Below are 24,988 nucleotides of genomic sequence, written 5' to 3' on the forward strand. Positions count from 1 at the left end.
GTTCCTCAAGGCGATCCCCCACTGGAACATCCGCCAGCCGAGACGGGCCCACATCGTGTTGCTGCCGATGTCCCACCTCAGCACGTCCTGCGCTGCCAGAGCACGGTCAGCGGCGGTGTCGACCCCGGGGTGGTGAACGTCTCCGCGCAGTCGGGGGTGCAACTCCTCCTCGTCCATCACCTGGGTGACGCACAAGCGCCGGTTCGAGGGCCGCTCCTGGACCGGCGGTGGTCAGGCAAGGATCGCATTCACGAGGCCGCCGTCGATGACCAGGTCCTGGCCGTTGATGTAGGACGCCTCGCGGGAGGCGAGAAACGCCACTGCTGCGGCGATCTCCTCCGGTTGGCCGAACCTCCCCGCCGCGATACGACCGGTGATGGCCGCGCTCTCCGTCTCGCTCAACGCCGCGGCGGGATACATCGGTGTGTCGATGTATCCGGGGCTGATCGAGTTGACGCGGATGCCCCGGGGCGCGAGATCCGCCGCAAGGGTGCGGGCCAGGTTGTGCACGGCCGCCTTGGTGGCCGAGTACAGCGTGAGGATGCCGTTGCCGCGGTGCAGGGTCCAGGAGGCGTTGATGACAATGGAGCCGTTCTCGGCGATCAGCGGCAATGCCTTCTGGATCGTGAAGAACACACCTTTGAAGTTCACGTCGACGGTGTGATCGAAGTCGGTCTCCGTGATGTCGGCGAAGGGTGCGAAGGTGCCCACTCCGGCGTTGGCGAAGACGACGTCCAGCCTGCCGAATCGCGTCCTGATCGTGTTCATCAGGGCGTCCAGGGCCTTGAGGTCGGCTGCGTCCGCCACCACGCCGAGAGCGCGCGGGCCGAGCACGGCGGTGGCCTGGTCCACGCGTTGCCTGGTGCGGCCGGTGACGACCACGTGGGCTCCCTCGGCGATGAGGCGGTGTGCGGCGGCCAGTCCCATGCCGCTCGTGCCGCCGGTGATCAGGGCGGTCTTGTCGGTGAAGCGTGTCATGCGAGTGCTCCAGAGATCCAGTCGGCGGCCGTGGGCAGCCAGTCGGAGCGGACGTTGCCGAGCAGGTGGTCGCCATGGGGCAGGGACATGTAACGCCCGTACGGTGCCAGGCGGGCCAGCGGTTCGCCGTTGGTCACACCGGGGATGACGTCCTGGCCGCCGTCGACGACCAGCAGGGGGCAGCTGATCTGCGGGGCGAGGGCGGACAGGTCAACCTGGCCGGCGAAGCGGCGGGCCGCTTCTTCGCCACCGGCACGCTGGGTGAGGAGATCCCGTACGGGAGGTGGCAGGATCTCCCAGTGCAGCCGGAAGGGGCCACTGACGGTGACGGCGGCCGCGACCCGGCTCTCCCGGGCGGCGCTTTCCGCGACGTAGTAGCCGCCGAGGCTGAGCCCGACGAGTCCCACGTTCCGCAGGCCGAGTGTGTCGATGACCTGGCCGATCACCTGGTGGTAGTCGGCGCGGACGGTGCTGGTGGCGGCGAGCGCGCCCTGTCCCGGCCCGTCCATCGCGAACACGGCCAGGCCCCGCCGCAGCAGGGCGGTGACGACGTCGTGGAACTCCTCCTTGCCGGAGTCCAGCCCCGGAACCACGACCACCGTCGCGGCGGCATCGGCGGGGCCGCGCAACCAGCCGGTGAAGCTCGGCCCTTCGATCCGGCGCGCCTGGGGCTCCAGCAGCTCCAGCGCCCGTCCCATGGCGGTATCGGCTTCGGCCGCCGCGAGCGCGCTCTCCCGGTTCGGTCCCAGGGTGGCGAAGTGGAACCAGCGCGCCGCCGTCCGAAGGTGCTCGCCCCTCGAGATCGCCGTGGCCGCCTGCTCGGCGCGCGCCACGTGCTCGCGTGCGGCGCGCATGAAAGCCTCGCCCCACTGATCCAGGTCCGCCAGGTCGCCGGTGACGCGCAGGTACTCGTGCGGGTCCAGCCCGGCTCCGGTGGCGCGTGACAGGTTGGCGGCGGCGAAGTCCGCGGCGCTCACCGCGATGCTCCGATCGTCAGAACGGCCTTGCCGCGGATCCGGCGTTCCCGCAGGTCGACCAGGACGTCGGCCGTCCGGCTCCAGTCGTCGGTGCGGCCGATCTCGGGGTGCAGCCGCCCGTCGGCCGCCAGACGTACCAAGGTGGCCAGGTCACGACCGTACGGCGTGCCCGCGTAGTGGAAGTGCCGGATCACGGCGTTCTGCGGCCCCGCGAGCAGATCGAAGAAGTTCACCGTCGCAGGGGTACGGCTGGCCTGCCCGAACCACACCAGCAGACCATCCGGCACCAGCCGGGCCAGCGCGGCCGGGAGCGCGTTGCCGCCGGTGGACTCCAGCACCACGTCGAACGGCCCGTCCGTCTCGTCCACGTCGTGCACGATCGCCGCGGCGCCCAGCTCGCGCAGGCGCGCGCCGCGCTCAGCCGTGGCGGTCACCGCGGTCACCTCCGCCCCGGCCGCGGCGGCGAGCTCGGTCAGGTAGTGCCCCACTCCGCCGGAGGCGCCGGTCAGCAGCACCCTCCTGCCCGCCATGGCGCCGGCCGTGCGGAGCAGCCGCAGCGCGGTGATCCCGGCCAGTGGCAGGGCGGCCGCCTGCACGGTGGTGAGCCCGTCGGGCAGCACAGCGATCGAGTGGGTGGGCACGGCCGCATACTCGGCCCATCCGCCCATGGGCGGATGGCCCACCACCAGGCTTCCGGCCGGCGGGCCCGAACCGTCGGCGGCGGCCTGCACGACCAGTCCTGCGACGTCCTTGCCCGGCAGCAGACCGGGCTCCGGCGCCTCCAACAGGAACGTCTCCCCGCGATTCGGGGAGAACGCCTCCACCTTGATCAGCACCTCGTCCGGGGCAGGCACGGGTTGGGTGGCTTGGGCGAACGCCACCGGCCGCAAGGCATCTCCCGTAGGAATCAATCTGCGCATACGGCCATAAAACCGGCGAGCGGATCGCCTGGGCCAACAACGGACGCGAGGAGCCGACAACCACGGGTTGTCGCCTCTGGTGGCAGCCGCGGTTGACCCGGATGTTCGAGGCCTGCGGGTGTCCTATGACGTGCCGGCCTGGACGATGGAGTGGCATGTGCGGGAGGAGACGCTGCGTGAGGCCAATAAGGTCATCGCCAACCGGCGGCGAGCTGGGACTGATGCCGTGAGCCGTCGCCCGGCGCGAGCCTCGGTCTGCGGTGATGGCCGGCGCGGCGCCGGGTGAATGAGCCGGCAGCGCCCGCTTCGAGGCCCGCCTGACCCTCAGCCATCTCGGTAGAACGAATTCAAAATGAATTACCCCGTCCACTGGACAATTCCCGCGCACTGTGGCCGGCGGTCGTGCGAATAGTCAGTGGCCGGAGAGAAACAGGATGAGCATTGAGACATCTATCTCGTTGCGTGAAGCGTAATTCCATGCCCTTGCCAGTGGAGTCGACCCGCCACCGACCCTGCTGACCTGGGGCGGGCCTTCTTAGGTGGCGACATGAGTGCGTTGCTTGGCCCAGCGAAGGAATTTTCCGGCGGACGTGGTCGACTTGTATGAGGATGAGCGTCCGCCTCAGGCCGTTAGAGTCAGATTTATGGAATGGAATTTTCAGGCGGCCGAAGACCTCGCAGCTGCCTTGCGTGCCCGTGACGTGAGCTCGGTGGAACTGACCGACGCGGCGATCGCCCGTATCGAGCGGGACGACAAGGTGATCAACGCGGTGTGCGTGCCGGACTTCGACCGTGCGCGGGCCGCCGCGCGCGGTGCCGACCAGGCGCGCGCCCGCGGCGAGGACCGGCCGCTGCTCGGCATTCCGGTGACGGTCAAAGAGTCCTACAACATCGCCGGGATGACCACGACCTGGGGCATGCCGCTGCACCGAGGCTATGTGCCGGCCGAGGACGCGGTACAGGTGTCGCGGCTCAAGGCGGCAGGCGCGGTGGTGCTCGGTAAGACCAATGTGCCCTTGGGGCTGCAGGATATCCAGAGCTTCAACGAGATCTACGGCACCACCAACAACCCGTGGGATCACGATCGCACGCCGGGCGGATCCTCCGGCGGATCAGCGGCGGCCCTGGCGTCCGGATTCTGCGCGCTGTCCATCGGCTCCGACCTCGCCGGCTCGCTGCGCACCCCCGCGCATTTCTGCGGCATCTACGCGCACAAGCCGACACTCGGACTGGCGGCAACCCGCGGCATGGTCCCGCCGTCCGAGCCGGCATTGCCGGCCGACCTCGACCTCGCCGTCGTCGGTCCGATGGCGCGTACCGCCCGCGACCTCACGCTCCTGCTCGACGTCATGGCCGGACCGGACCCGCTGACGCTCGGCGTGGCGTACGACGTGACGCTGCCGCCCGCCCGTCACGAGCGGCTCGGCGACTTCCGGGTCCTGGTCCTCGACGAGCATCCGCTCATTCCGACCGGGTCCGCCGTGCGGGCGGGCGTGGACCGGGTGGCCGCCGCGCTCGTCGACGGCGGCGCCCGCGTCGAACGGCACACTGCACTGCTGCCCGATCTGACCGAAGCCGCGATGCTCTACATGCAGTTGCTGATTTCGGGTTCCGTTGCGCGTTTTCCCATCGAATCGCACGAGCAGCTGCGGACCCGCGTCGCCGGACTGAGCACAGACGACCAGAGTCTTGACGCCGTGCGGCTGCGCGCCATGGTGTCCAGCCACCGCGACTGGATCGAGGCCGACAACCGCCGCGAGGTCCACCGCCACGGCTGGCGGCAGCTCTTCGCCGAGTTCGACGCCGTGGTGTGCCCGATCACGCCGACGCCCGCGTTCCCGCACGACCACAAGCCCAATCCGCTGGAACGGCGCATCGACATCGACGGCGTCGAGTACCCGTACTTCGACCAGCTCGTCTGGGCGGGCCTGGCCACCATGCCCGGCCTGCCCGCCACCGCCATACCCGCGGGCCGGTCCCCCGAAGGCCTGCCGGTCGGAGTGCAGCTCATCGGTCCGATGTTCGAGGACCGCACCCCGCTGCGGCTGGCCGAACTGCTCGAGCAGAAGATCGGCGGCTTCCAGGCACCGAAATAGAGTGCGGACGGGCTAGGTGAGGGGTGAGATCGCGTCGGTGTGCCGCCGGACCCAGCCCTCATTGCGGCTGCCTCATCGGCCCTCAGGACTGGCCAGGGTGGCGGCTCATCGTAGCTATAGGAGGTCCAGGCCGTCACCCGGGTCAGCGCTGCCCACCTGCACCGAACACTGGACCTCGGTCAGTCGATGCCTTCGACGATGCGGAAGTCGCGCTCGACGCCGTCGGAGAGGGCGGCCAGCGCCTCCTGGTAGGCCGCACTCTCGTACGCCGCCACGGCCTGCTCGAAGCTGTCGAACTCGACCAGGACGGTGCGCTCGGCGAGTCCGGCGTCATGCGCCACGACCCGACCGCCACGGACGAGGGTCCGGCCGCCCCCGGCCCGGACGGCCGGACCGGCCAGCTTGTTGTAAGCAGCCAGCTTCTCAGGGTCTGAAATGGTGCGGTAGGCGCTGACCCAGTAGCCCTTGGGCATGGAACCTCCAGTATTGGGATGAGTGGATCTTACTTACGGGTTGGTCTCGGACGAGCGTCGGCGGGCGAGAGCGAGGCTTGTCAGCGTCGTGATCGCCATGGCGCCGATGCCGACCAGCGCCGCGGTGGTGTAGGCGCTGTCGTCGGGGAAGAGGTGGCCGGGGCCGGTGCCCGCGGCGAGGATCAGGCCGCCGATGGCGCTGCCCAGGGAGTATCCGACGCTGCGGACGACGTAGTTGAAGCTCATGGCGCTCGACGTCTCGCTCTTGGGGGTGACGGCCAGGATGACGCCGGGCATGGCGGCCGAGAAGCCGCCGACGCCGAAGCCGAGCACGCCCATCGCCGCGAACAGTTCGGCCAGATCCGACCGGGCCGCCGCGAACAGGGCGAACCCGCCGCCGACCACGACGGCGCTGCCGGCCAGGAGCAGGGGGTCGGCGATCCGCGTCCGGACCCGCGGCGTGAGCTTGCCGGCGACGAACCCCAGCACCGAGAACGGGATGAGGACCAGCCCGGCGACGAAGGTCGTCAGCCCGAAGCCGTAGCCGGCGCCGTGCGGCGTCTGCGCGTACCGGGTGATGAGCGTGAGCAGGAGGTACATGCCGATCCCGCCGACGAACATGGCGAGGTTCGCCCCGGCGACCGCCGGGTGCCGCACCGCCCGCACATCTACCAGGGGCATCGTGCTGCGCAGCTCGATGACGGCCCAGACGCAGAGCAGCACCACCGCGACGACGGCGAGGCCCGCCGCCACGGCGAGGTGCCGGCTCCATAGATTCCGTTCGCCGGCGAGGAACAGCACCAGGAGCAGCGCAGCGGCCAGGACGACCGCGCCTGCCACGTCCACGTGGGCGGAGCGGCCTTCGGGGGCTTCGGGCATGGAGCGCCACGCGGTCAGGAGGGCGGCGGCGGTGACGACCAGGCCGAGGCCGTAGGCGGCCCGTACCCCGCCGAGCTCGGCGAGCAGTGCGGCCAGCGGGTAGCCGACGCCGGCCCCGATGATCGAGACCACTGAGATCAGGGCGATCACGGCCGCGCTGCGCTCCTCGGGGAGGTGGTCCCGGGCCACGCCCATCATCAGCGCCGTCAGCCCGAGCCCGACGCCCTGGGCCGCCCTGCCGGCCAGCAGCCACGCGAACGGCAGCGGCAGCACGGTGAGCGCGCTGCCGGCGACGACGACCGCCAGCGTGGCGAGGATCGTGGCCCGCCGGTGCGGCCCGGCTCCGAGCCGGCCCAGGACCGGCGTGGCGACGGCGCCGCTGAGCAGCGCGACGGTCAGCGTCCACTGCGCGCTGCCGAGCGAGACGTGGAACGAGGTCGCCACGCTGGTGATGAGCGGCGTCCCGAGGCTGGCGACCGCCGCCACGACCAAAGCGATGAATATCAGGGCGGCGACCAGCAGCCGCGCCTCGGACCGCGCCACCGGGAACGCCTTCCCCGCGACCCCGCCGACCGGCTGCCCGGTCACTGCTTCGGCCCTTCGCGGTCCTGGCTTTCGAGCTCCGCCAGATGCTTCAGCGCCGGAAGGGCCGCCACCAGCGCCTCGACCTCGTCGCCCGTGAGCTCGCCGATCAACCGCTCGAACGCGTGGACGCCCGCCTGGCGCCGCGTCCGGACATAGGAGGCGCCGGCCTCGGTCAGGCACACCAGCGTGACCCGCTTGTCGGACGCGTCGCCCCGCCGCTCGACCAGGCCGGACTCCTCCATCACCCGGACCAGGGCAGTCATCGCGGGCTGGGTGACGCCCTCGACCGCGGCCAGATCGGTGATGCGCCGCGGGCCGGTCCGTTCCAGAGTGGCCAGGGTGGCGGCGGACGTCAGGCTCATGTCCCGGGGTAGGCGTCTCACGGCCCTGATGGCCAGGCCGTAGAGGGCTGCCCCGATGGCGGCGGACGCGCCAGGAGCGATGTCTTGACGACTCATGCCCGAAGCATAACATTTTTATATTCATAGTTTATGTAAACGGACGGCTGACGCGGCGGCCTCGACCGCCGGGAGCCGGTGACGTCTCAGTGCCCGGCTCCCCGCACAGCGCCGGCCCACCGCCGGTACTGCGACGGAGCCTGCCGAGCCCAGATCGCAAGACTCCGAGCGGCGCTTCGCGCTGCTGGTGCTGATCGGAGCCGCGCGGCAGGCAGGGCGACCGCCGCACGCTGCGGCAGCTGACCTGCCCGGAGTGCCACCGGCCCGTCTTCGCCTCCGCCGGCCGCAGACGCGACGCGAAGTACTGCTCGGACCAGTGCCGGTCCCGGGCCTACCGCAGGCGCGCTGCCCGGCAGCGTGACGTGCATCCGTGGCGCCGAGCCCGGCGTCACCGCCGATACCACGCCTGGACGTCACGCTGCGGGCCTACCGGCCCTGCGCCGCGGCCTGACCCCTCGCCACCTGGGCCAGGCGTGCCCCACCAGCGGGCAACGACCAAGGCAGTCGGCCTGAGGATGCGACGGGGCGTCGTCACGGCCCGGGCGGGGGCTCGGGAGCCTCCTGCCGCAGCCGCAACTCGGCGGCGACCGCGCGTTCGCGCAGCTGGGCGGCCTCCGCCCTGGCAACGTCGAGCTGCGCGCGCAGGTCGGCCAGCCGGGCCCGTTCCAGCGACAGCTCCGCCTGGGTCCGCTCCCGCTCCGCCGTGGCGGCCCGGGCGTCCTGCTCCGCCTGGGCGGCCTGCGCGGCAGCCGCGCCGGCACGCGCCTCGGCCTGCGCCGCCTCCGCGCGCAGGCGGGCGGCCTCCGCGACGGCCTGCTCGCGGGCCGCCTCCGCGGCCTCGGCCCTGGCCAGCACCCGGTCACGCTCATCGTGGGCCTGCGCCACGGCCCGATCGCGCTCGGCCTCCGCACGCGCGACCGCGCGGTCGCGCTCGGCCTCGGCCGCCTGGGCGCGGGCCAGCGCGGCGGCGCTGGACTGCTCGGCCTCACGATGCGCACGGCGGGCCAGCTCCGCCTCCGCCCGCCCCGCCCGTGCGTCGGCCTGCGCCTCGTCGCGTTCCTGAACGGCCTGCTCGGCCTGCTCCCGGGCCACGCGAACCTCGGCCGCGGCTCGATCCACCCGGTCGGCCAGTTCGCGTACGGCCTGCTCGCGCGCGGACTCGGCGATCTCGGCCCGGCGGGCGGCCTGGTCGGCCTCCTGCCTGGCCCGGCGTTCCGTGCTCGCCGCCTCCCGCAGCGCGGCCAGGGCCTGCTCGCGGGCGGTCTCCGCGTCGCTGAAGGCGGTGTCCCGCTCGGTGTAGGCCTCCTCCATCCGGCGGCGGGCCTCCTCCGCCTCCCGCCGGGCCTCCTCGGCGGCCTCCCGGGCCAGCCGTACCTGCTCCAGCGCCTGCTCGCGCTCGGCGCGGGCGATGGCGACGCTCGTGTGCGCCTCGGCCTGGATCGCGCTCAGCTTCGCCTCGACTCCCGCCGGGCTCAGCTCCTGGGCGAGCACCTGCGCCAGTGGTTCGATCGCCGCCGCCAGCCCTTTCTCCATGCGCTCGTACAGGTCTTCCACGCGCGCCAGCGCGCCCTCCAGGCCCGGTGTCGCGCGCCGGAGCTCCCGCTCCCTCTTGGCCGCCGCCTGGCAGTCGCCGTCCGGGCAGTACTCCCGCGGCCTGCCCCGCCGGGCCGGCTGCTCGATGGGCGCGCCGCAGTGCTTGCACGCGGTGATGGTCACGGAGGTCGTCACGGCGGCCCAGCGTAGCGAATTTCTGTATTTCTGGAAATAGAAAATCAGAAAGAGTGATCCGTTGTGCACGGATGCCACTCGGATCACTTGGGAGATGGGTAATTCTCGCAAGTTATCCGAGTGGGTTCTCCCCTCTCCGAGACACCCGCAGCCGCCGCTGAGAGTGGTCACCTAGTTGGGCAGGCGTTTCGTCACAACCGTCAGCGGGCTCCTCACGGCGTGTCAGCGGCTTAGTACTCCAGCCGTAGATCGTGATCTTCAGGTCTGATTCGCGGCTTGTCGGCGGTAATGGCTGGCCTGGGCTCGGGCCTAATGGCGGCGTCGCCAGTCGGACCGGCCGAGCCGGTGGGCTGCACCGTGCACGGGCCGAACGACGAGCGTGGTGAATAGTCGCTGGATCTCGTTGCAGGTGAGCGGGATCAGCCCGTCCGGGGGAATGGCGGGCGTGTTCGTCAGCGCGGACGACGGCGAGAAAGGCGTGGGCGAGCATGACCAGGGTGACCCAGCGAGACCACGAGGTGAAACGGCGGACCTGGTGCTCGTCCAGTCCGGCCAGGCCCTTTCCGGACTGGAAGGTCTCCTCCACCCGCCATCTCGATCCGGCGACCCGCACCAGCGTGGCCAAAGGCACCGCAGCCGGCGACCAGCAACGGTAGTAAGCCAGTTCACCGGTGGTGCGGTTGCGGCGGATCAGCAGTTGGTGGCTGCCGAGGCGGGACCTGGCGCTCTTCCAGCGCGGCCCGCAGCTTGGGGTTGCCGCCGTAGACCTCATCGCCCGCGACCCAGCCCACACGGTGCCCGGCGTCAAGGAACCGGCCCGGCCGAGCAGGTGCTGCATTCCATGCGGACTGGCCTGCCCGGCCCACTCGGCGATGCTCCAGCAGTTCTTGCGCGGCAGGTCCGACAGCAGCCCCAGCGCCAAGTCCCGCACCCGACGCGGGGGTTCAACCCGCGCGAACCGGCCCGCTATCCCGGACATCAGGACCTCGAACGCCTCCTGCCGGCGGGCAGGATCTACGCTGTGACTCGCGGCCACCGCATGATCTTCAGTCTTCACACACCGGTGATCAACGGTGCCGCGCCCGTCTTCACCGCCCCTCGGTCACGACCTGCGAAGACGGGGCCGCATCCCTTCCGTGTCCCGCACGGGGCACGCAGCGTTCGCCCGCCGTCTCGTGCCAGGAGGACACATGCAACGCGGCGAAGTCTGGTGGGTCGACTTCGATGAGCGACGCCCGGTCGTGCTGCTCTCGGACGAGGAGTCATCCGGGTTTCAGGCGATGCAGATCGTTGCGCCGGCGGGCGTCGACATCAGCGGCCTGGGCGTTGAAGTGGCAGTAGGAGCCCCGGAAGGACTGCCCTTCGAAGGCGTGCTGCGGTTCGCGTTCCCGCGTCCAGGCTTTACTCCGTGCACATGGCTGACCACCGTGGCCAGGGACGACCTGATCGAGCGGGCGGGCGTGTTGTCCTCCGTGAAGCTCAGCGAGGTTGGACAAGCCCTCCGTGCCGCTGGAGAGAGGAGAGAGTGGACCCCGATGACGGCTGCCAGGATCAGCGAGATCAAAGATGCCCGCCGTCTCGAAGGACTCGAGTAGCGGACGCCTGTGCTGCCCAGCTCGATCTCGTCGACGACTGACCGCTGCCCCTCTCCACCGCACTCCAGCAAGAAGATCACGATCGACGGCTGGAGTACTAGGAGTACGCGGCTCTGGTGATCCCGGGCGGCCGGGCGCCCGAGCATACCCGGGACGACCGGGACGTCCAGGAGATCGTCCGGCACTTCGCCGAGCCCGACAAGCCGATCGCGGCGCTGTGCCGCGGCCCGCTCGTGCTGGCCGCCGCCGGCGTGCTGCGAGGGCGGGAGAGCAGCGCCTACCCGGCCTGCCTCGAGAGACGCCGAGCTCGCGGGCGCCGAGTGGTTCGACAGCGAGGCCCTACGTCGACCGGAACCCGGTGACCGGGCGCGCCTGGCCCGACCACCCGGCCTGGATGCGGGCGTACCTCCGGGTCCTGCGGGCCGCCGCTCCCGTCGCGTAGGCGAGGCGGCCCGGGCCCGCCCTGCGGGCCGCTGCCCGCGAACGTCCGTCCCCGTCACCCGGGCTGCTGTTCATGATCTGTGCATCAGGGGTGATGACCTCCGCCGGGGCGATGAGTCACCCCGGCGGAGGCGCGTTCTCACAGGGGTGTCAGACTCGGGTCCAGCGCTGGTTGGTTCCGCCGTGGCAGGTCCAGATCTGGACCTTGGTGCCGTTGGCGGTGCCGGCGCCCGAGACGTCCAGGCACTTGTTCGCCCCGACGGCGGTGATGCTGCCGTCGGAGTTGAGGCGCCACTTCTGGTTGTTCTGACCGTTGCAGTCCCAGATGATCACGCTGGTCCCGTCGGCCGTGCCGCCGCCGTTCACGTCCAGGCACTTGCCGCCGTACACCCGCAGCTCACCCGCGCTGGTCGAGGTCCACCGCTGGTTGGCCTGGCCGTTGCAGTCCCAGATCTGCACCTGCGCACCGTTCGCCTGCGAAGCTCCGCTGACGTCCAGACACCGGCCCGACCCCACACCCTTGATCGCGGTCGTGGTGCCAGGAGAGGACGAGGGCGAAGGCGAGGGGGAGGGCGAGGGGCCGCCTCCGTTCTTGATGTCCTGATACTCCGGCTGGAGTCCGGCCGCAGCCATCACGGCATGGGCGCCGGACGGCCAGTTGCCGTTGGTGACGCCGGTGTTTCCGTAGACGGTGTTGCTGCGGTCGCCGTTGACCACGTCGGTGGAGGTGTTGGTCGTCCAGTTGTTCGTGAGCGTCAGGTTGCCGGTGTTGTTGCCGCCTTGGGTGTTGGCGTGCGCGAACATCCACCAGTTGCCGTCGAAGACGTTGTTCGTCGCCGTGAGGTACCGCGAACCCTCGTCGAAGTACAGACCGAATTGGCCCGTGCCGGCTCGCAGGCAGTAGTTGCCGCTGATCATCGCGTTCGGGTTCGCCGACAGCGTGTAGATGCACGCGCCATCGTTCATCTGCTGCATGACGTCGTGCACGTAGTTGTCGGTGATCCTGTTGTTGGTCGCGGTGGTGGGCGTCGAGTACCGCGGCTGGTAGTTGTACAGTCCGCGGTTGGTGTAGTCGGAGCTTCCACCGGCGTCGTTGGAGCCCCATCCGTATCCGAAGGCCACGCCCAGGTACGGCATGTTGTAGATCTCGTTGTGCGAAATGGTCGCGTTGGTGACGTAGGTGGGCAGGAACGAGGTGATGCCCCGGTAGTCCACGCCCATGTCGTGCACGAGGTTGTTGCTGAACGTGATGTCCTTGTTGACCATCCGCTGGTCACTGGGGTGGTGCGCGTCGGCTTGCACCCCGCCCGCCACCACCGCGCCGGCCGCGCTGTAGGCGAAGACGTTGCCGGTCACGGTGATGGAGCTGGCGCCCAGGCCGACGCCCGAGACGTGGGCGTTGGCGTCGTTGCCGATGCCCAGCGCGGTCTGGCCGAGATTAAGGAACCGGTCGCGGATGAAGCTGATGGTGTTGGCCGCGGAGACCTGCACCGCGCCGGGCATCTGGGACCAGTGCGGCCGGACGGACTCGAACTGGGTGCAGCCGTACTGGCAGGAGCTCAGCGGGTCGCTCGGCCAGTTCCAGTTGCCGGTGATGTAGGCGCCTGTCTGCTGGTCCGCCCAGCCCTGGTTGCTGCTGGGCTTCAGCCAGCTGGTGCCGGAGAAGGTGATGCCGGAGAAGGTGATGTGATGAGCGGGGGCGTCGTAGGTGCCGGCGACGTGCAGCAGCGACTGCGCGAGCGGGAGCTCGACGTCGGCGGTGCTCATGCTCTGGCCGGCGAGCGGGATGTAGTAGAGGACGCCGGTCGTGGTGTTGAGGTACCACTCGCCGGGCGAGTCGAGGAACTCGTAGGCGTTCTCCAGGTACATCGGGCCCTTGCGGTAGGGGTTGACGATGGTGTCGTACCCGAAGATGTTGTTGTTCCATGCCGGCTGCTGCATGGTGATGGAGTTGCCGCTGATGCTCTGCACCGGCACGTAGCGGTCGGTGAACGAGCCGATGCCCTCCAGCTCGATCCGGTTCTGGTCGGCCAGGTTGTTGAGGTAGCTCAAAGCGCTGTTGGAGAACCGCAGACCGGTGGTGGTGGCGGTGAAGTCCGCCCGGTTCAGCGTGGTGCGGGCCCGGGTGGCCACAGCGCCGTCGACGTAGAGCTGGCGGGTGTCGATCCCGGTGCCGACGCCGGCCTTCCAGATGTTCCTGCCGGAGTCGGCGACCGTCCATCCGGTGACCTGCCTGGCCCCGCTGATGACGGGGTGGGCGCCCGGCGCGGCCTGCCAGATCACCGTGTAGCCGTTGTTTCCCGAGTCGGCGGCGGTGAACGTCAGCGGAGAGGTGATGCGGTACTGGCCGTCCGCGAGCTGCACGACGATGTCGCCCGACATGGACGCGTTCTGTGAGCGTACCGCCGCCTGCGCCCCGGCCAGGGAGCACGGCTGGGTGGCGGAGCAGGCGGTGCCGCTGCCGGACGGCGACGCGTACAGAGTCGTGGTGGCGGCGAGCGCCTGGGTGGCCGGGGCGACCACGACGAGCACGGCGGTCAGTACCGCGGCGACGAGGCCGGCCATGACCGGTTTCAACGCCGCGAGGGGTGAGGATGGATGCACGGATTTTCCTTACGGAGGTAGGGGTGTGGTCAGGTCACGCCCTATTCATGAGGCGGGTCTCGCCCTCCTGAGGTGAAGCCCGCCGTCGAACGGGTGGTGCACGACGGCGGTCGGCTGTGCGGATCCGGCTCCAGGGTCAGCCGGATCGTCGTGATGGGGTGGTCAGCTCCCGATACCGGGTTCTCCTCGCACAGGCGGGCGTACGAGGGCTCCTCGTCCGGCCGCTTGCGCACCGTCTGTTCGGAGCGCTCACGGCTGCTCCAAGAAGACGCGCGGCGCCCACGAGCGGTGCGCTACATGGGGTGTCGTGGGGGCGGGGCATGGCCGGCGGCGTGGCCGGCCACGACACGGAGGACTGCCCGAGCGCGCGCCCATACCGCCCCCATGGTCGGATCGTGAAGCAGGCCCCGAGAGGGATGTCCCGGAGGATAAGTACTAATTACGGTCCCGGGCCGGAGACACGTCAAGACCATAAGCGTACTTACGGGGCCCGCACCCCCCGCTTCGCGCCACGACCATCTGTCTGCCCCCGTCCGCGACCTGGGCGACTATGCCTCTTACCTGCCAGGGATCACCCGATGAGTCGCATGCGTCAGGTGCCGCCCTCCCATGCATCGGCCTGAAATAAGTCATACTCTCGGCCGCCGGACCTTGCCGACTCGGTCGTCGCCGCCAGCAGCGCAGCCGCGTACGACCACCACACAGGGCGATGGGCGGACTCCCTCCGGCCGGTCCGTGCGCCAGCCGCGGTTGTAGCCGAGGTCGGCGACATCGGCGCTGCAGATTTCCGACACGCGCACGCCTTCGGTGAGCATGATGCCCAGTAGTGCGGCGGTGCGCAGCCGCAGCGCCGCGAGTCTGACCGCAGGCAGCACGCCGCCGACCTGGAGGGGCTGCGGCAGCAGTTCGACCGCGACCGCGACGACGCGCGGGCGCGCATCGCCGAGCTGGAGCGCGAGCTCGCCCTGTCACAGCAGCGTCAGGCAACGCTTGAGGAGCGCAGCCACGCTCTCGATCACGACCTGTCCAGCCTCCGGGAGGAGCTTGCCGCGACCCGTCGGCAGCACGACGAGCAAGTCACGAACCTCACCCGCCAGCTGGAGCGGGCGCGGAAGGACGAGAGCCAAGCGCGCGACCTTCTCGTGGTCGAGACCAGAGCGCTGGCCGACGCCGGCAGGTGGAACAGGCCCAGGCTGAGCTGGCGGCCGCGCGCGGCCCAACGCGCAGCCGAGCAGCGAGCCGAGGCCGCCGAGCACGCGTACATGGACGGCGTGCAGGGCATGCTGGCCGAGCTCACCCGGCGCCTACCTGTCGTCGGCGATGGCCCCACGCCGGGCACCGCCGATGCCGGAGACGGGATAACCGACGAGCAGGAGAAGAGGACATGAGCGGCATCGGGACGGGCACCCGCCTCCCGACGGGCACAACGGCGCCGCTGGTGCCGACGACCGCAGCCGGCGATTACCCGACGGGCAGGTGCGATCCCAGGCCGCCGAGCAGAGCGCTCGACCCCCCGGCTCGGTCGGCGACGACCTCGCGCACGTATCCGCTGTGACCATGTCGCAGGGCTCGTTGTACACCCGCATGGGGTCCAGCATGCATCGTGTGCCCGGTCACCGTAGCGCTGGCCTCGCACTCTTCAGGCATCACGCGAACCGGCCGGAGACGCTCAGGCGGGAGGGCGGGGGACGCGGTCAGGAGGGTGGCCGGGCCAGCAGGATTCCGGCGCCGAGGGGAACGGCGACGGCTGGGATGCGGATCGGTATCTTCTTCTCACCGATCTTGAATCCCTCCATTCCCCAGCTCACGGCGACCTCGCAGTCCCCGCCGGGATGGAGGGTCACCAGCCGCCCGTCACGGATTCCCGCGTACAGCAGCCCGATCGTGAACGTCAGGTCGACGGAGAACGTGATCGTGAGCACCTTGCGCTCGTCGGCGTAGACCTCGACGTACGGGCGGTGCTCCGAGGTGATCGAGTGCGCGGCCAGACGGGCCTGGTTGGTCTTCCCACGGAAGCCCGCCTCGTGACTGCGCACCGCGGCGGCCCGCAGCTCGCGGGACTTCTGCCACCCGGCCGCCAGGACTGGCCCGAGAGTGATCCCGTGGAGCAGGCCGGCGCCGGCCTCGGGCAGCTGAGCGACGAGTTGCCCGGCGAGGACCGGGGCGTCGCGGCAGACCGTACTCATCACCTGGGGGTCGCGGACGAGGCTTGCCGCCGCCGCCACCGCGCCGCGCGCGCTGTCATAGAGCGCGAGGGCGGCCGTGCCCGGATTCGGGTTGATGGTCAGGTTCATGACAGGCCTTCCCGGATCTCCTGCCGGCCCGGGTCCGGGACAACGTGAAGACGTACGGCCGGGCGGGAGTCGCGGCTCTCGTGGATCCGCACGTTCGGGGACGGGTCGGCGCGGGAGACGAGACGCACCTCCCGGCGGCGGTCGCGGTCCCGGTCAGTCGCGCGCCAGCCGCCCCGGGCCTTCCATCCGGCGAGGCCGAGGAGCGCGGCGGCGACCACGACGACGGCGGGCCCCGGCGGCACACCGAAGTCAGAGCCCGTCTCCTCGCCGGAGAGCGCGACCGTCGGCACCGCCTCAGGGCTCGCCTCGGGCGACTCCTCCGACCGCGGCGACTCCGGTGGACTCGGTGAGGGACTGTCGTCCGGGCTCGCCGGTGGACTCACAGGTGGGCTTACCGGTGGGCTCACGGACGGGCTCACGGGGGACACTTCGCTCAGGACGACGTCGATGGCATCGCCGATGGTCAGCTCGCCTCCGCCGGGAGGGTTCTGGTCCTCGACGATCTGGTCGTCGCGCGCGTCCTCCGCTCCTCTGAGCGTCAGCCCCTGGTCCGCCGCCATCTGCCGCGCCTCCTCGACTGTACGGCCGATGAGGTACGGCACCTCGGTCGAGCCGTCGAGGAGCAGGCTGACGGCCTGCCCGTAGGCGAGCCGCCCGCCGGGCGCGGGAGTCTGCTGGGCGACCTTCCACTCGCCGGTGGCCTCCGGCTGCCGGGTGGTCACGCCGAACCCGGCCTTCTCCGCTTCGGCGGTGGCCGCGGTCAGCGTCATCCCGGTCAGGTCGGGCACCTGCCCTTCCAGGTAAAGCCGGACCCCGCTGATTTTGAATTCGATGCACGACACCGTCTCCGCGCTGCTCACGAAACTCGTCCCGGGAGGAACGGGATCGGGCACGGTCACGACCCCATAGCCGAAATGGTCGTGGAGCGTCTCGTACGCCTGCTCGTACGTCTGACCGGTCACGTTGGGCGGGGGTGGGCAGCTCGCGGCCTGCGCCGGCGTGGCCCAGAACGCGGCGGCGGCCATGGCGAGAGCCACGATCAGGCGTACCGGCATCATCGTCTCCGGAACGAGTCGGGGTTGTCCGAAGGGAACGGGTCGGGGTCGCCCGGACGGGACGCGCCGGGTTGTCCGAAGGGAACGGGGGCGGGCTTCCCGAATGACGGGCTTCTCGAAGAGACGTTACGAATAATCGCGGTCAGCTCGCCTAAGTATCCCCCTACTCGTATGCGCGACCGCAATTCCCTGGTCCGATGAGCGGACCAGGGGTGGGGATTTCGGCAATCAGGCCGAAATGCGCATATAGGAAAAATTGCCGGAGCTGTCGGGCGATCGTCCGGGCGATGAGGTGCTCGGGGGCGTGCTCCGGCGCCCAGGCCGCCGGGACCCTCCCCCTGCTGATGCCCCATGGTGTTCACGTACTTCGGACTCAGAGCAGGTAGCGCAACCAGAGGTACGGCACGCACAGGGCCACCGTGACGACGGTGACCACCAGGCCGTACTTAGTGAACTGCCAGAAACTGACGCGCGCGCCGTTGCGCTCGGCGATGCCGAGGATGACGACGTTGGCGGAGGCGCCCACGGCGGTGGCGTTGCCGCCGAGGTCGGCGCCGAGCGCGAGCGCCCACCACAGGACGTTGTGGTCGCCGCCGGACGGCTCGTAGTGCAGCACCGGGTGCAGCACGAACGCCGCGATGACCACGCCGAGCACGGACAGGCTCTGCACGAGCATGACCTTGTCCTGGATGGCCGCCCGCTCGGGGTCGTACCGGAACGCCTTGCGGAACAGCAGCCGGCACAGTCCGATGAAGACCGCCGTCAGCACGATCACCAGTGGCGTGAGGTGGACGAGGAAGTCGTTGAAGGTCAGCCCGGCGCGGGAGGCGATAATGATGTTCGGCGGGTCGCCGACGAGAGTCGCGGTGCCGCCGATGTCGGACGCCATCGCCTCGGCGATCAGGAACGGGGTTCAACCGGTGTCAGCCGCCGTCCACGATGAAATCGGCTATGGCGGCAGCGACGGCTTCGGGCTGCTCATCGGGGATGAAGTGTCCAGCGTCGGGCACGACGACTCCGGTGACGTCGTCGGCCCATGGGCTGATGGAGGCCGCCATGTCCGGGATGGAGCCATGGCTGCTGGAGATTCCGAGGACGGGCACAGTCAGGTGCTGCCGCTTGAGCGCCTCGTGGTTCTTGCGCGCCGACTCGGCGGCGTCTCGGTAGTAGGCGAGGGAAGCGCGGAGGCCACCGTCGACGGCGACGGCCGCTGCGTAGTGGTCGAGCTCGGCGTCGTCGAACGTGTCGGGAGAGAGGGCCTTCATTTTCAGGAACCAGCCGACGTAGTCCCGTTCGCGGCTGGCAAGCAGCGTCTCGGGCAGGTCGGGCACAAGGTGGAACGCGAAATGCCAGGTCTTCCACGCCCGATCCGGTTCGGTGGGAATCGCTTCGGGGAGGGTGATGCCGGGAATTCCGGCGTCGAGCAAAGCGACCCCGCGCAGTTGGCTCTCGAATTTGAGTGCGAGGGAGAAAGCGACCCAGGCGCCGATGTCGTGGGCGACCAGCCAGTAAGTCGGCACTCCGAGAGCCTTCACGGCGGCGTGGACATGCGCGGCGACCGTGTGCGTGTCGTAGCTGCGCTCCGGACGCTCGGAGTGGCCCTGACCCGGCAGGTCGATCGCGATGACGTGGAACCGGCCGGCGAGGCTGGGCATCACCTTTCGCCATGCCCACCAGGTTTGCGGGAATCCGGCAAGCAGGACAACGGCCGGGCCGGTCGGCTGGCCGCCTTCGACGGCATGAAGGCGGACGCCGTCGGCGTCGACCCAGCGGTGGGCGAATCCCGCCAGGTCGTGCAGGGGCAGATCGCGGACAGGGTTGCTTTCGCAGGCGTGCCCAGCGCTGGTCGCAGGGTCGGTCACGGGGATCCTCCATCGGTGTCAGGTGTGCTGGTTCGGTGCTTCGCCCGAGGGTTAGGCGCGTCCTTCGATGCGAAGTCTCGGGGACTGTCAGCCAGGCAATGCTCGCCACGGCACGGACGACCAGGTAGCACCAGAACGCGGTGCGGGTTGGCGCCTGGACGAACTGCGCGAGCAGGCCCGCGGCGATGGTGCCCCCCGGCTATGACCATGCTCGGACGCTAGCACATCTTGAACTGATTAGTTCAAGATGGGATGCTGTGCAGCGCAGCCCGAGACATCGACACACCGGCAAGGAAGTGCCACGTGGCAGGCAAGAAGCAGTTCGACATGGACACGGCACTTGACGCCGCGATGATCCAGTTTTGGCGCGCCGGCTACGCCGACACGTCACTGGACGATCTGTCCCGGGCAACCGGCCTGAACCGCAGCTCCATCTACTCCTCGCTCGGCGACAAGGACACGCTCTTCCTACGCTGCTTGGATCGCTATGCCGCGCGCTATGGCGAAAAGTACGACGCCGCCCTGTCGTGTGCAGCCTCGGAGCCCCTTACAGCCGTTCGTGCGTTCTTCGACGTCACCCTCGGACGCATCGCCGATCCCGAACTGCCAGATGGATGCCTGGTTGCCCAATCGGCCATGGCAATTCCGGTGCTGAGCCCGAGCGTCGCGGCACACGTGGAGAAGGCGCTGGGCTTCCAGCGCTTGCGTCTACGCGCCGCGCTGAAGGCCGGCCGATTGACCGACCAGGACGCCGAGGTCTTCGCTGAACACGTGGCGGCCGTGAACCAGTCTCTCGCCGTCATGAGCAGAGCTGGGGCGAGCCCGGCGCAGCTCCAGGCCGTTGTGGGCGTGACCGTCAACGCGCTCTCACAGGCGCTGCGCACTCGCGACTAGGGCCTGTACGGGGTTCGGACCGGCGAGATAGCTCTCCGGGGTCTTGTCGAAGCGGAAGGCCAGGCCACGCCACTCCTTGATCCGATTGATACAGCGCTCGGTTGTGTTGCGTTCCTTGTGCAGGTCCCGGTCGGCCGCCGCGCGACCCGCGTTTCTTGCGGTTGGCCGCTTGGTCGGCCTTCTCGGCAATCACCGCCCCGGATGCGGCGTCGGCGCAGGTAGGCGCGGTGGGCGCGGGATGAGTACGCCTTATCGGCGGCCACCACGTCAGGGCGGGTACGCGGGCGATCGACGAGGTCCGTACGACCAAGCCCGCGAACCGAAACGCCTGGAGATCCTGCCGTACGACGAGCGCGGCCTGTCCGTGGAACCCGGACTCGGCCACGCGATGAGCCTCGCGGCCGAGTGGTTCCGCCGGCACCTGATCGAGGCAGAGCCTTTCGTCCCCTCCCCACCGGCCGGCGAGGTACGCGCCAGGGGCTTGCGCCCCGAATTCACTCCTCAGTAATCGTCACAACCAGCCCCCCTGTCAGGCGGCCAGGCCGACATCCGCCGAGGCCAGGGCTACTCGGTCCGCCTCGCGGCCGGGAGCGGCCGAGCGCAGGGCGCAGGGCGCACCGGGTCCACGCCGCCCGCATCACCACCACCGAGGCCCCCGGGGCCGGTGCCGGAGACGGTCGAGTCGCGGGCGGCGTGGACATCGGCCTGGAGTCATGACACCTCGAGGCCCTGGCGCCAGGACGGGTGCGCCGGGCGCCAGCCCAGCTCACGCTTGGCCTTGGCGTTCGACGCGCCGCGAAGCTCGGTCATCAGCACGACGCCGGCCTCTCCGGCGGCCAGCCGCCCGACGAATCGCGGCACGCGCATCGGCTTCTTGGCGCCCAGCTTCCGGGCCAGCTCCGGCAGCCACTCGGCGACCGGGGCGGGGTCATCGTCGACGATGTTGTAGATGCCTCGGGCGCCGTTCTCGATCGCCGCGACCGTCGCCTCAGCCGCGTCGGCGATGTGGATGAACGACCACACCCCGCCGCCCTCGCCGACGATCGGGAACTTCCCCTTGCGGATCATCTCGAGCTGCTGGGAACCCGGCTCCATCGAGGTGCCCGGTCCGTAGAACGCGCCGTAGCGAAGCACGATCCCCTCGGTCCAGTCGGCACCCAGCACGGCTCTCTCCAGATGCCCGACCGCGGCGATCATCGGGGCCATCGGGCGGACCGGCGACGGGTCCAGCTGGTCCTCTTCGGTCTTCACCGGCCCACCCGTTCGGGCATAGGTGAACGCCCCGTTGCTCGCCGCCACGAAGCGCCGCACACCTGCCGCGCGCCCTGCCGCGAGGAGATTGTCGGTGCCCTCGATCCGCAGCCGATCGGTGGCGGCGAAGCTGCGATCGAAGTGGCGTGTGTCTATGTGTCCGATGGCGGTCAGCTGATGAACGATCACATCCGGCTTCGCCTCGCGCACGGCCGCCTCGACCTGGCCGCGGTCGAGCGCATCGGCGACGATCGGCACCGCGCCCTGCTCGGACAGCCTGGCCTTGCTCGACTCGTTCCGCGTCATGGCGAAGACCTCGTGCCCCGCGGTGACCAGCCGCGGCACCAACTGCCGGCCCATCACCCCGGTCGCTCCTGCCAGTAGCACTCTCATGTCAGCTCCTGGTTCACCTTTTCTTGCCTTCAAGGGCGGTGCCGCTCGCGGCCACCGCGCCCTGGGTGCACCCCTTGAGCCCGGCCGCCAGCTGGATGGCCGCGGGGACTCAATGACTGCCCTCTTGTGCATTCATTGCACTGCTGTGCAACTGATGCACAACGGTATACTCATGACGGAAACGCCGTCAAGACGGTGGTGACCACCAGACCCGAGGAGGGGCAGCACCCCGATGACCACTGACAAAGCAGCCCGCAGCGGCGGCCGGGAAGCGCAGCGCCGCCGCACCCGCAAGGCGATCGTCGATGCGGCGGTACGCCTCAGCGCCAGCGGCGCGACGCCTTCCGTCGACGAGATCGCGGCCGCAGCCGACGTGTCGCGACGCACGATCTACATGCACTTCCCGGCCCTGGACCAGCTACTGGTCGACGCGACGGCCGGCGCGCTCAACGAGCCACCGGTCAAGGCGGCGCTGTCCGATCCCGCGCTCGCCGACGACCCGGTAAGCCGGGTCGACGTGCTCATCCAGACGCTGCTGAAGTACTCGCCACAGTCACTGCCCCTGGGACGCCGCATGATCCGCTTGACCGTCGACCCGCCCCTGAACGGTGCCCCGGAGCCGCTCGGCCCACGCCGCAGCCAACGCCGGATCGAATGGCTGGACGAAGCCTGCGGACCACTGCGCGACACCCTGAGCGAGCATTCCTACCAGCGCCTCATCTCCGCGTTGACCATGGTGGTCGGCTGGGAGGCGCAGATAGCCCTGCGTGACGTCCGCGGGCTCGACCCCCAGGCCGAGCAGGAGGCCATGACCTGGGCCGCCCGCGCCCTCGTGGAGGCCGCGATCAGGGAACACGATCATCAACAGTGAGCGTCCACGCGGTACGCGCCGCGGCGATCCCTCCCTGCCATGTCGGCCGTGGGAGTGAACCGGACGATCCCAGGAGCGCCCTGACTCCCCCACCAGCCGGGAGACAGGGCGCTCGCGAGCCGCGCGACTACGCCGTGCTCGGGGCGCTCACAGCTCGGCCGGCGAGTGACGCGTTGATGCCCAAGTTGAACGTCGTCCTACAGGGTTGTTAGCGTGCGCGCATGTCAGACCTGGGACATGTGGCGTGGCCGCCTGAGCCGATCCGGACCGAGCGGCTCGTGCTCCGTGAGCCCGAGGCGCGGGACCGCACGACGTTCATCGAGCTGCTCGCCTCGCCAGAGGTGCACACCTACCTCGGCGGTCCCCGCCCGCGTGACGAGCTTGAGCGTGAGATGCCCGAGGTGCCCGAGCGATGGCCCGGGAGTTTCGTCGTCGAGCTCGACGGGGCGATGATCGGCCAGATCCTGCTCAGGAGAGCGACCGGGCACCGTCGCCCGGCTGCCGCGGGGAAGGCCGATCTCGGTTACCTGTTCCTGCCGAAGGCCTGGGGGCAGGGGTACGCCGCCGAGGCCTGCGCGGCGGCACTCGACTGGTTTGACGGCGCCCTTCCCGGCGAGCCGGTGGTGCTCACCACCCAGACCGCCAACGTCGGCTCGATGCGCCTCGCGGCGAAGCTGGGGTTCACCGAGGTCGAGCGGTTCCAGGCCTGGGACGCCGAGCAGTGGCTCGGCTTGCGACCCCCGGCCACGTGATGGGGCTACGCGCGACCGTAGCCCCGCAGTGCCCTTAAGCAGCCAGGCATCCCGCTCACTGCCGCCGGACGGCGGTCCGGTGAGGCGGGCGACGGCTCACCGCCCGGCGGACGCGAGGGATGAAAGTTTCATGACATCTCATCGCAGCGGTGCGAACGCGTCGCCGTAAGAGCCCTGGCGGTGTGCCGACAGCACCCCCGGACGTCCGAGAGATGTGATCCACATGCTTGACGCCGGGACCTTCATTGCATTGACTCCGCAACTACCGTTGACCGTCGAATCGATTCGGACGGCCCATCAATGTTAGCGCTAACATGGCCTAGCAAGGCTTGCCGTCTCGGTGCCGTCCGGTCGTCATTCCTGAGCGAGAGAAGAAGGCATGATGCGTTCCGGGAGCCTGAGAAGGGCGCTCGCGGCCGGGGCGAGCGCGTTGCTCGCCACCGCCTGCCTGATCGGCGGTGGTACGGCCCAGGCCGCGACGTCGCAGCCGTGTGACATCTACGCCGCGGGCGGTACGCCGTGTGTCGCGGCGCACAGCACCACGCGCGCCCTGTACGCGGCTTACAACGGCCCGCTCTACCAGGTCAGGCGCTCGTCCGACAACACCACCCGCGACATCGGCGTCCTGAGCGCGGGCGGCGTCGTCAACGCCGCAACGCAGGACTCTTTCTGCGCCGGCACGACCTGTGTGATCACCATCATCTACGACCAGTCCGGCCGCAACAACCGCCTCACCCAGGCGCCTCCCGGCTACTGGAAGGGCCCTGCTCCTGGCGGATACGACAACCTCGCCGACGCGACCGCGGCCCCGATCACCATCGGCGGCCAGAAGGCGTACGGTGTCCGCGTGGAGCCCGGCACCGGCTACCGCAACAACAACACCAACGGCGTCGCGACCGGCGACCAGCCCGAGGGCATCTACGCCGTCGTCGACGGCACGCACTACAACCAGTGGTGCTGCTTCGACTACGGCAACGCGCAGACGGACGGCCAGGCCGACTCCCCCGCCATCATGGAGACCGTCTACTTCGGCGCCGACAAGCAGTGGGGCTACGGGGCCGGAGCCGGTCCCTGGATCATGGCCGACCTGGAGTGGGGGCTCTTCTCGGGGGTGAACGCGGGCTACAACAACCTCCCGTCGATCAACCACCGTTTCGTCACGGCCATCGTCAAGGGCGAGCCGAACCACTGGGCGATCCGGGGCGGGGACGCGCAGTCGGGCGGCCTGACGACCTACTTCGACGGACGGCGCCCCAACGGCTACAACCCGATGAAGAAGGAAGGCGCCATCCTGCTCGGCATCGGCGGCGACAACAGCGTCTCCGGCCGGGGCACCTTCTTCGAGGGCGTGTTGACCTCCGGCTATCCGAGCGCCGCCACCGAGGACGCCGTACAGGCCAACATCGCCGCCGCCGGCTACGCGCCCGCGGGCGGCGGCAACCCGCAGCAGGGCGTGCAGATCGTGGGCGGCCAGTCCGGCCGGTGCGTCGACGTGCCGAACTCCAGCACCGCCAACGGCACCCAGGTGCAGTTGTGGGACTGCGGGAGCGGCACCAACCAGCGGTTCACCTACACCTCGGGCAAGCAGTTGCAGGTGTACGGCAACAAGTGCCTGGACGCCTACGGGCAGGGCACGGCCAACGGCACCCAGGTGATCATCTGGGACTGCAACGGCCAGGCCAACCAGCAGTGGAACGTCAACTCCAACGGCACCATCACCGGTGTGCAGTCCGGGCTGTGCCTCGACGCCAACGCGGCCGGCACCGCCAACGGCACGAAACTCATCCTGTGGTCCTGCAACGGACAGGCCAACCAGAAGTGGACCCTGCGCAGCTGATCAGGTGAAAGAAGGCGAAGCGGCGGCCCTCCCCCGTCTACCGGG

23 protein-coding genes and 2 pseudogenes are annotated in these 24,988 nt (G+C 69.9%); 8 read left to right on the plus strand and 17 right to left on the minus strand.

Annotated elements, in window-relative coordinates; genetic code table 11:
- Positions 1-231: 231 nt before the first annotated feature.
- The 3 genes from ABZ860_RS31210 to ABZ860_RS31220 are packed head-to-tail and all read right to left on the minus strand — an operon-like array spanning position 232 to position 2,836.
- Positions 232-978: a glucose 1-dehydrogenase gene (locus tag ABZ860_RS31210; RefSeq protein WP_357226826.1), complete on the minus strand. Its 747-nt coding sequence runs from the start codon at positions 976-978 to the stop codon at positions 232-234.
- On the minus strand, positions 975-1,955 hold the full coding sequence (locus ABZ860_RS31215) for an alpha/beta fold hydrolase (RefSeq protein ID WP_357226828.1): 981 nt from the start codon (positions 1,953-1,955) through the stop codon (positions 975-977). Before ABZ860_RS31215 ends, ABZ860_RS31210 begins: the two co-directional genes overlap by 4 nt.
- Positions 1,952-2,836 carry a zinc-binding dehydrogenase gene (locus ABZ860_RS31220; RefSeq protein ID WP_357226830.1) on the minus strand — a complete coding sequence of 295 codons (885 nt, stop codon included), beginning with the start codon at positions 2,834-2,836 and terminating at the stop codon, positions 1,952-1,954. Before ABZ860_RS31220 ends, ABZ860_RS31215 begins: the two co-directional genes overlap by 4 nt.
- Before the next feature lie 683 nt (positions 2,837-3,519).
- On the opposite strand from ABZ860_RS31220, the gene ABZ860_RS31225 reads away from it, so the two are divergent.
- Complete coding sequence (locus tag ABZ860_RS31225) at positions 3,520-4,971, plus strand: amidase (RefSeq protein ID WP_357226832.1); 1,452 nt, start codon at positions 3,520-3,522, stop codon at positions 4,969-4,971.
- Positions 4,972-5,150: 179 nt separating this feature from the next.
- Here ABZ860_RS31225 and ABZ860_RS31230 read toward each other — a convergent pair whose 3' ends face one another.
- The 5 genes and pseudogenes from ABZ860_RS31230 to ABZ860_RS31250 form a co-directional block, all read right to left on the minus strand.
- Positions 5,151-5,444 (minus strand): DUF1330 domain-containing protein, encoded by a 294-nt coding sequence (locus tag ABZ860_RS31230; protein WP_357226834.1) that lies wholly within the window; start codon positions 5,442-5,444, stop codon positions 5,151-5,153.
- 33 nt (positions 5,445-5,477) lie between these two features.
- Complete coding sequence (locus ABZ860_RS31235) at positions 5,478-6,911, minus strand: MFS transporter (protein WP_357226836.1); 1,434 nt, start codon at positions 6,909-6,911, stop codon at positions 5,478-5,480.
- Positions 6,908-7,366, minus strand: coding sequence for a MarR family transcriptional regulator (locus ABZ860_RS31240; protein ID WP_357226839.1), 459 nt, complete (start codon positions 7,364-7,366; stop codon positions 6,908-6,910). Before ABZ860_RS31240 ends, ABZ860_RS31235 begins: the two co-directional genes overlap by 4 nt.
- Before the next feature lie 531 nt (positions 7,367-7,897).
- The gene (locus ABZ860_RS31245) at positions 7,898-9,094 is read right to left on the minus strand and encodes a hypothetical protein (RefSeq protein WP_357226841.1); all 1,197 of its coding nucleotides are present in this window, start codon (positions 9,092-9,094) and stop codon (positions 7,898-7,900) included.
- A 309-nt stretch (positions 9,095-9,403) separates the two neighbouring features.
- Positions 9,404-10,073 (minus strand): annotated as a pseudogene (locus tag ABZ860_RS31250) (transposase).
- A 211-nt stretch (positions 10,074-10,284) separates the two neighbouring features.
- Here ABZ860_RS31250 and ABZ860_RS31255 point away from each other — a divergent pair.
- Complete coding sequence (locus tag ABZ860_RS31255; RefSeq protein ID WP_357226844.1) at positions 10,285-10,689, plus strand: type II toxin-antitoxin system PemK/MazF family toxin; 405 nt, start codon at positions 10,285-10,287, stop codon at positions 10,687-10,689.
- Positions 10,690-10,802: 113 nt separating this feature from the next.
- Positions 10,803-11,051 (plus strand): DJ-1/PfpI family protein, encoded by a 249-nt coding sequence (locus ABZ860_RS31260; protein ID WP_357226922.1) that lies wholly within the window; start codon positions 10,803-10,805, stop codon positions 11,049-11,051.
- Here the strand turns inward: ABZ860_RS31260 and ABZ860_RS31265 are convergent.
- The 3 genes from ABZ860_RS31265 to ABZ860_RS31275 all read right to left on the minus strand — a co-directional run bounded on the left by ABZ860_RS31265 (position 11,029) and on the right by ABZ860_RS31275 (position 14,609).
- Positions 11,029-11,205, minus strand: coding sequence for a hypothetical protein (locus ABZ860_RS31265; RefSeq protein WP_357226847.1), 177 nt, complete (start codon positions 11,203-11,205; stop codon positions 11,029-11,031). The two genes, ABZ860_RS31260 and ABZ860_RS31265, sit on opposite strands and share 23 nt — an antisense overlap.
- Positions 11,206-11,280: 75 nt before the next feature.
- Positions 11,281-13,734, minus strand: coding sequence for a lectin (locus ABZ860_RS31270; RefSeq protein ID WP_357226850.1), 2,454 nt, complete (start codon positions 13,732-13,734; stop codon positions 11,281-11,283).
- Between the two features lie 629 nt (positions 13,735-14,363).
- Positions 14,364-14,609: a hypothetical protein gene (locus ABZ860_RS31275; protein WP_357226853.1), complete on the minus strand. Its 246-nt coding sequence runs from the start codon at positions 14,607-14,609 to the stop codon at positions 14,364-14,366.
- A 267-nt stretch (positions 14,610-14,876) separates the two neighbouring features.
- Here ABZ860_RS31275 and ABZ860_RS31280 point away from each other — a divergent pair, with 267 nt between their 5' ends.
- Positions 14,877-15,122 carry a hypothetical protein gene (locus ABZ860_RS31280; protein ID WP_357226856.1) on the plus strand — a complete coding sequence of 82 codons (246 nt, stop codon included), beginning with the start codon at positions 14,877-14,879 and terminating at the stop codon, positions 15,120-15,122.
- 306 nt (positions 15,123-15,428) lie between these two features.
- Here the strand turns inward: ABZ860_RS31280 and ABZ860_RS31285 are convergent, their stop codons facing one another.
- From ABZ860_RS31285 to ABZ860_RS31300, 4 genes are all read right to left on the minus strand, one after another.
- Positions 15,429-16,028, minus strand: a complete 600-nt coding sequence (locus ABZ860_RS31285) for a hypothetical protein (RefSeq protein ID WP_357226859.1) — start codon at positions 16,026-16,028, stop codon at positions 15,429-15,431.
- On the minus strand, positions 16,025-17,083 hold the full coding sequence (locus ABZ860_RS31290) for a PASTA domain-containing protein (protein WP_357226861.1): 1,059 nt from the start codon (positions 17,081-17,083) through the stop codon (positions 16,025-16,027). The genes ABZ860_RS31285 and ABZ860_RS31290 overlap by 4 nt, the downstream gene beginning before the upstream one ends.
- 373 nt (positions 17,084-17,456) lie before the next feature.
- The gene (locus tag ABZ860_RS31295; protein ID WP_357226924.1) at positions 17,457-17,987 is read right to left on the minus strand and encodes an SLC13 family permease; all 531 of its coding nucleotides are present in this window, start codon (positions 17,985-17,987) and stop codon (positions 17,457-17,459) included.
- Between the two features lie 19 nt (positions 17,988-18,006).
- A complete protein-coding gene (locus ABZ860_RS31300; RefSeq protein ID WP_357226863.1) occupies positions 18,007-18,945 on the minus strand; it encodes an alpha/beta hydrolase in 939 nt (312 codons plus the stop codon).
- Positions 18,946-19,248: 303 nt separating this feature from the next.
- On the opposite strand from ABZ860_RS31300, the gene ABZ860_RS31305 reads away from it, so the two are divergent.
- Positions 19,249-19,839, plus strand: coding sequence for a TetR/AcrR family transcriptional regulator (locus ABZ860_RS31305; protein WP_357226865.1), 591 nt, complete (start codon positions 19,249-19,251; stop codon positions 19,837-19,839).
- Here ABZ860_RS31305 and ABZ860_RS31310 read toward each other — a convergent pair.
- Positions 19,813-20,126, minus strand: a pseudogene (locus tag ABZ860_RS31310) (transposase); the annotation flags it as partial. The gene ABZ860_RS31305 and the pseudogene ABZ860_RS31310 overlap by 27 nt on opposite strands.
- A 424-nt stretch (positions 20,127-20,550) precedes the next feature.
- Positions 20,551-21,483 (minus strand): NAD(P)-dependent oxidoreductase, encoded by a 933-nt coding sequence (locus ABZ860_RS31315; protein WP_357226868.1) that lies wholly within the window; start codon positions 21,481-21,483, stop codon positions 20,551-20,553.
- Between the two features lie 232 nt (positions 21,484-21,715).
- Between ABZ860_RS31315 and ABZ860_RS31320 the strand changes: the two genes are divergently transcribed.
- The 3 genes from ABZ860_RS31320 (at position 21,716) to ABZ860_RS31330 (ending at position 24,943) form a co-directional block, all read left to right on the plus strand.
- A complete protein-coding gene (locus ABZ860_RS31320; protein WP_357226871.1) occupies positions 21,716-22,354 on the plus strand; it encodes a TetR/AcrR family transcriptional regulator in 639 nt (212 codons plus the stop codon).
- A 221-nt stretch (positions 22,355-22,575) separates the two neighbouring features.
- Positions 22,576-23,106, plus strand: a complete 531-nt coding sequence (locus ABZ860_RS31325; protein WP_357226873.1) for a GNAT family N-acetyltransferase — start codon at positions 22,576-22,578, stop codon at positions 23,104-23,106.
- 379 nt (positions 23,107-23,485) lie between these two features.
- Entirely contained in the window at positions 23,486-24,943 is a 1,458-nt protein-coding gene (locus ABZ860_RS31330; RefSeq protein ID WP_357226876.1) for an arabinofuranosidase catalytic domain-containing protein, read from the plus strand.
- The last annotated feature ends 45 nt before the right edge of the window (positions 24,944-24,988 follow it).

The sequence above is a fragment of the Microbispora sp. NPDC046973 genome (assembly GCF_040644495.1).
Lineage (GTDB): Bacteria > Actinomycetota > Actinomycetes > Streptosporangiales > Streptosporangiaceae > Microbispora.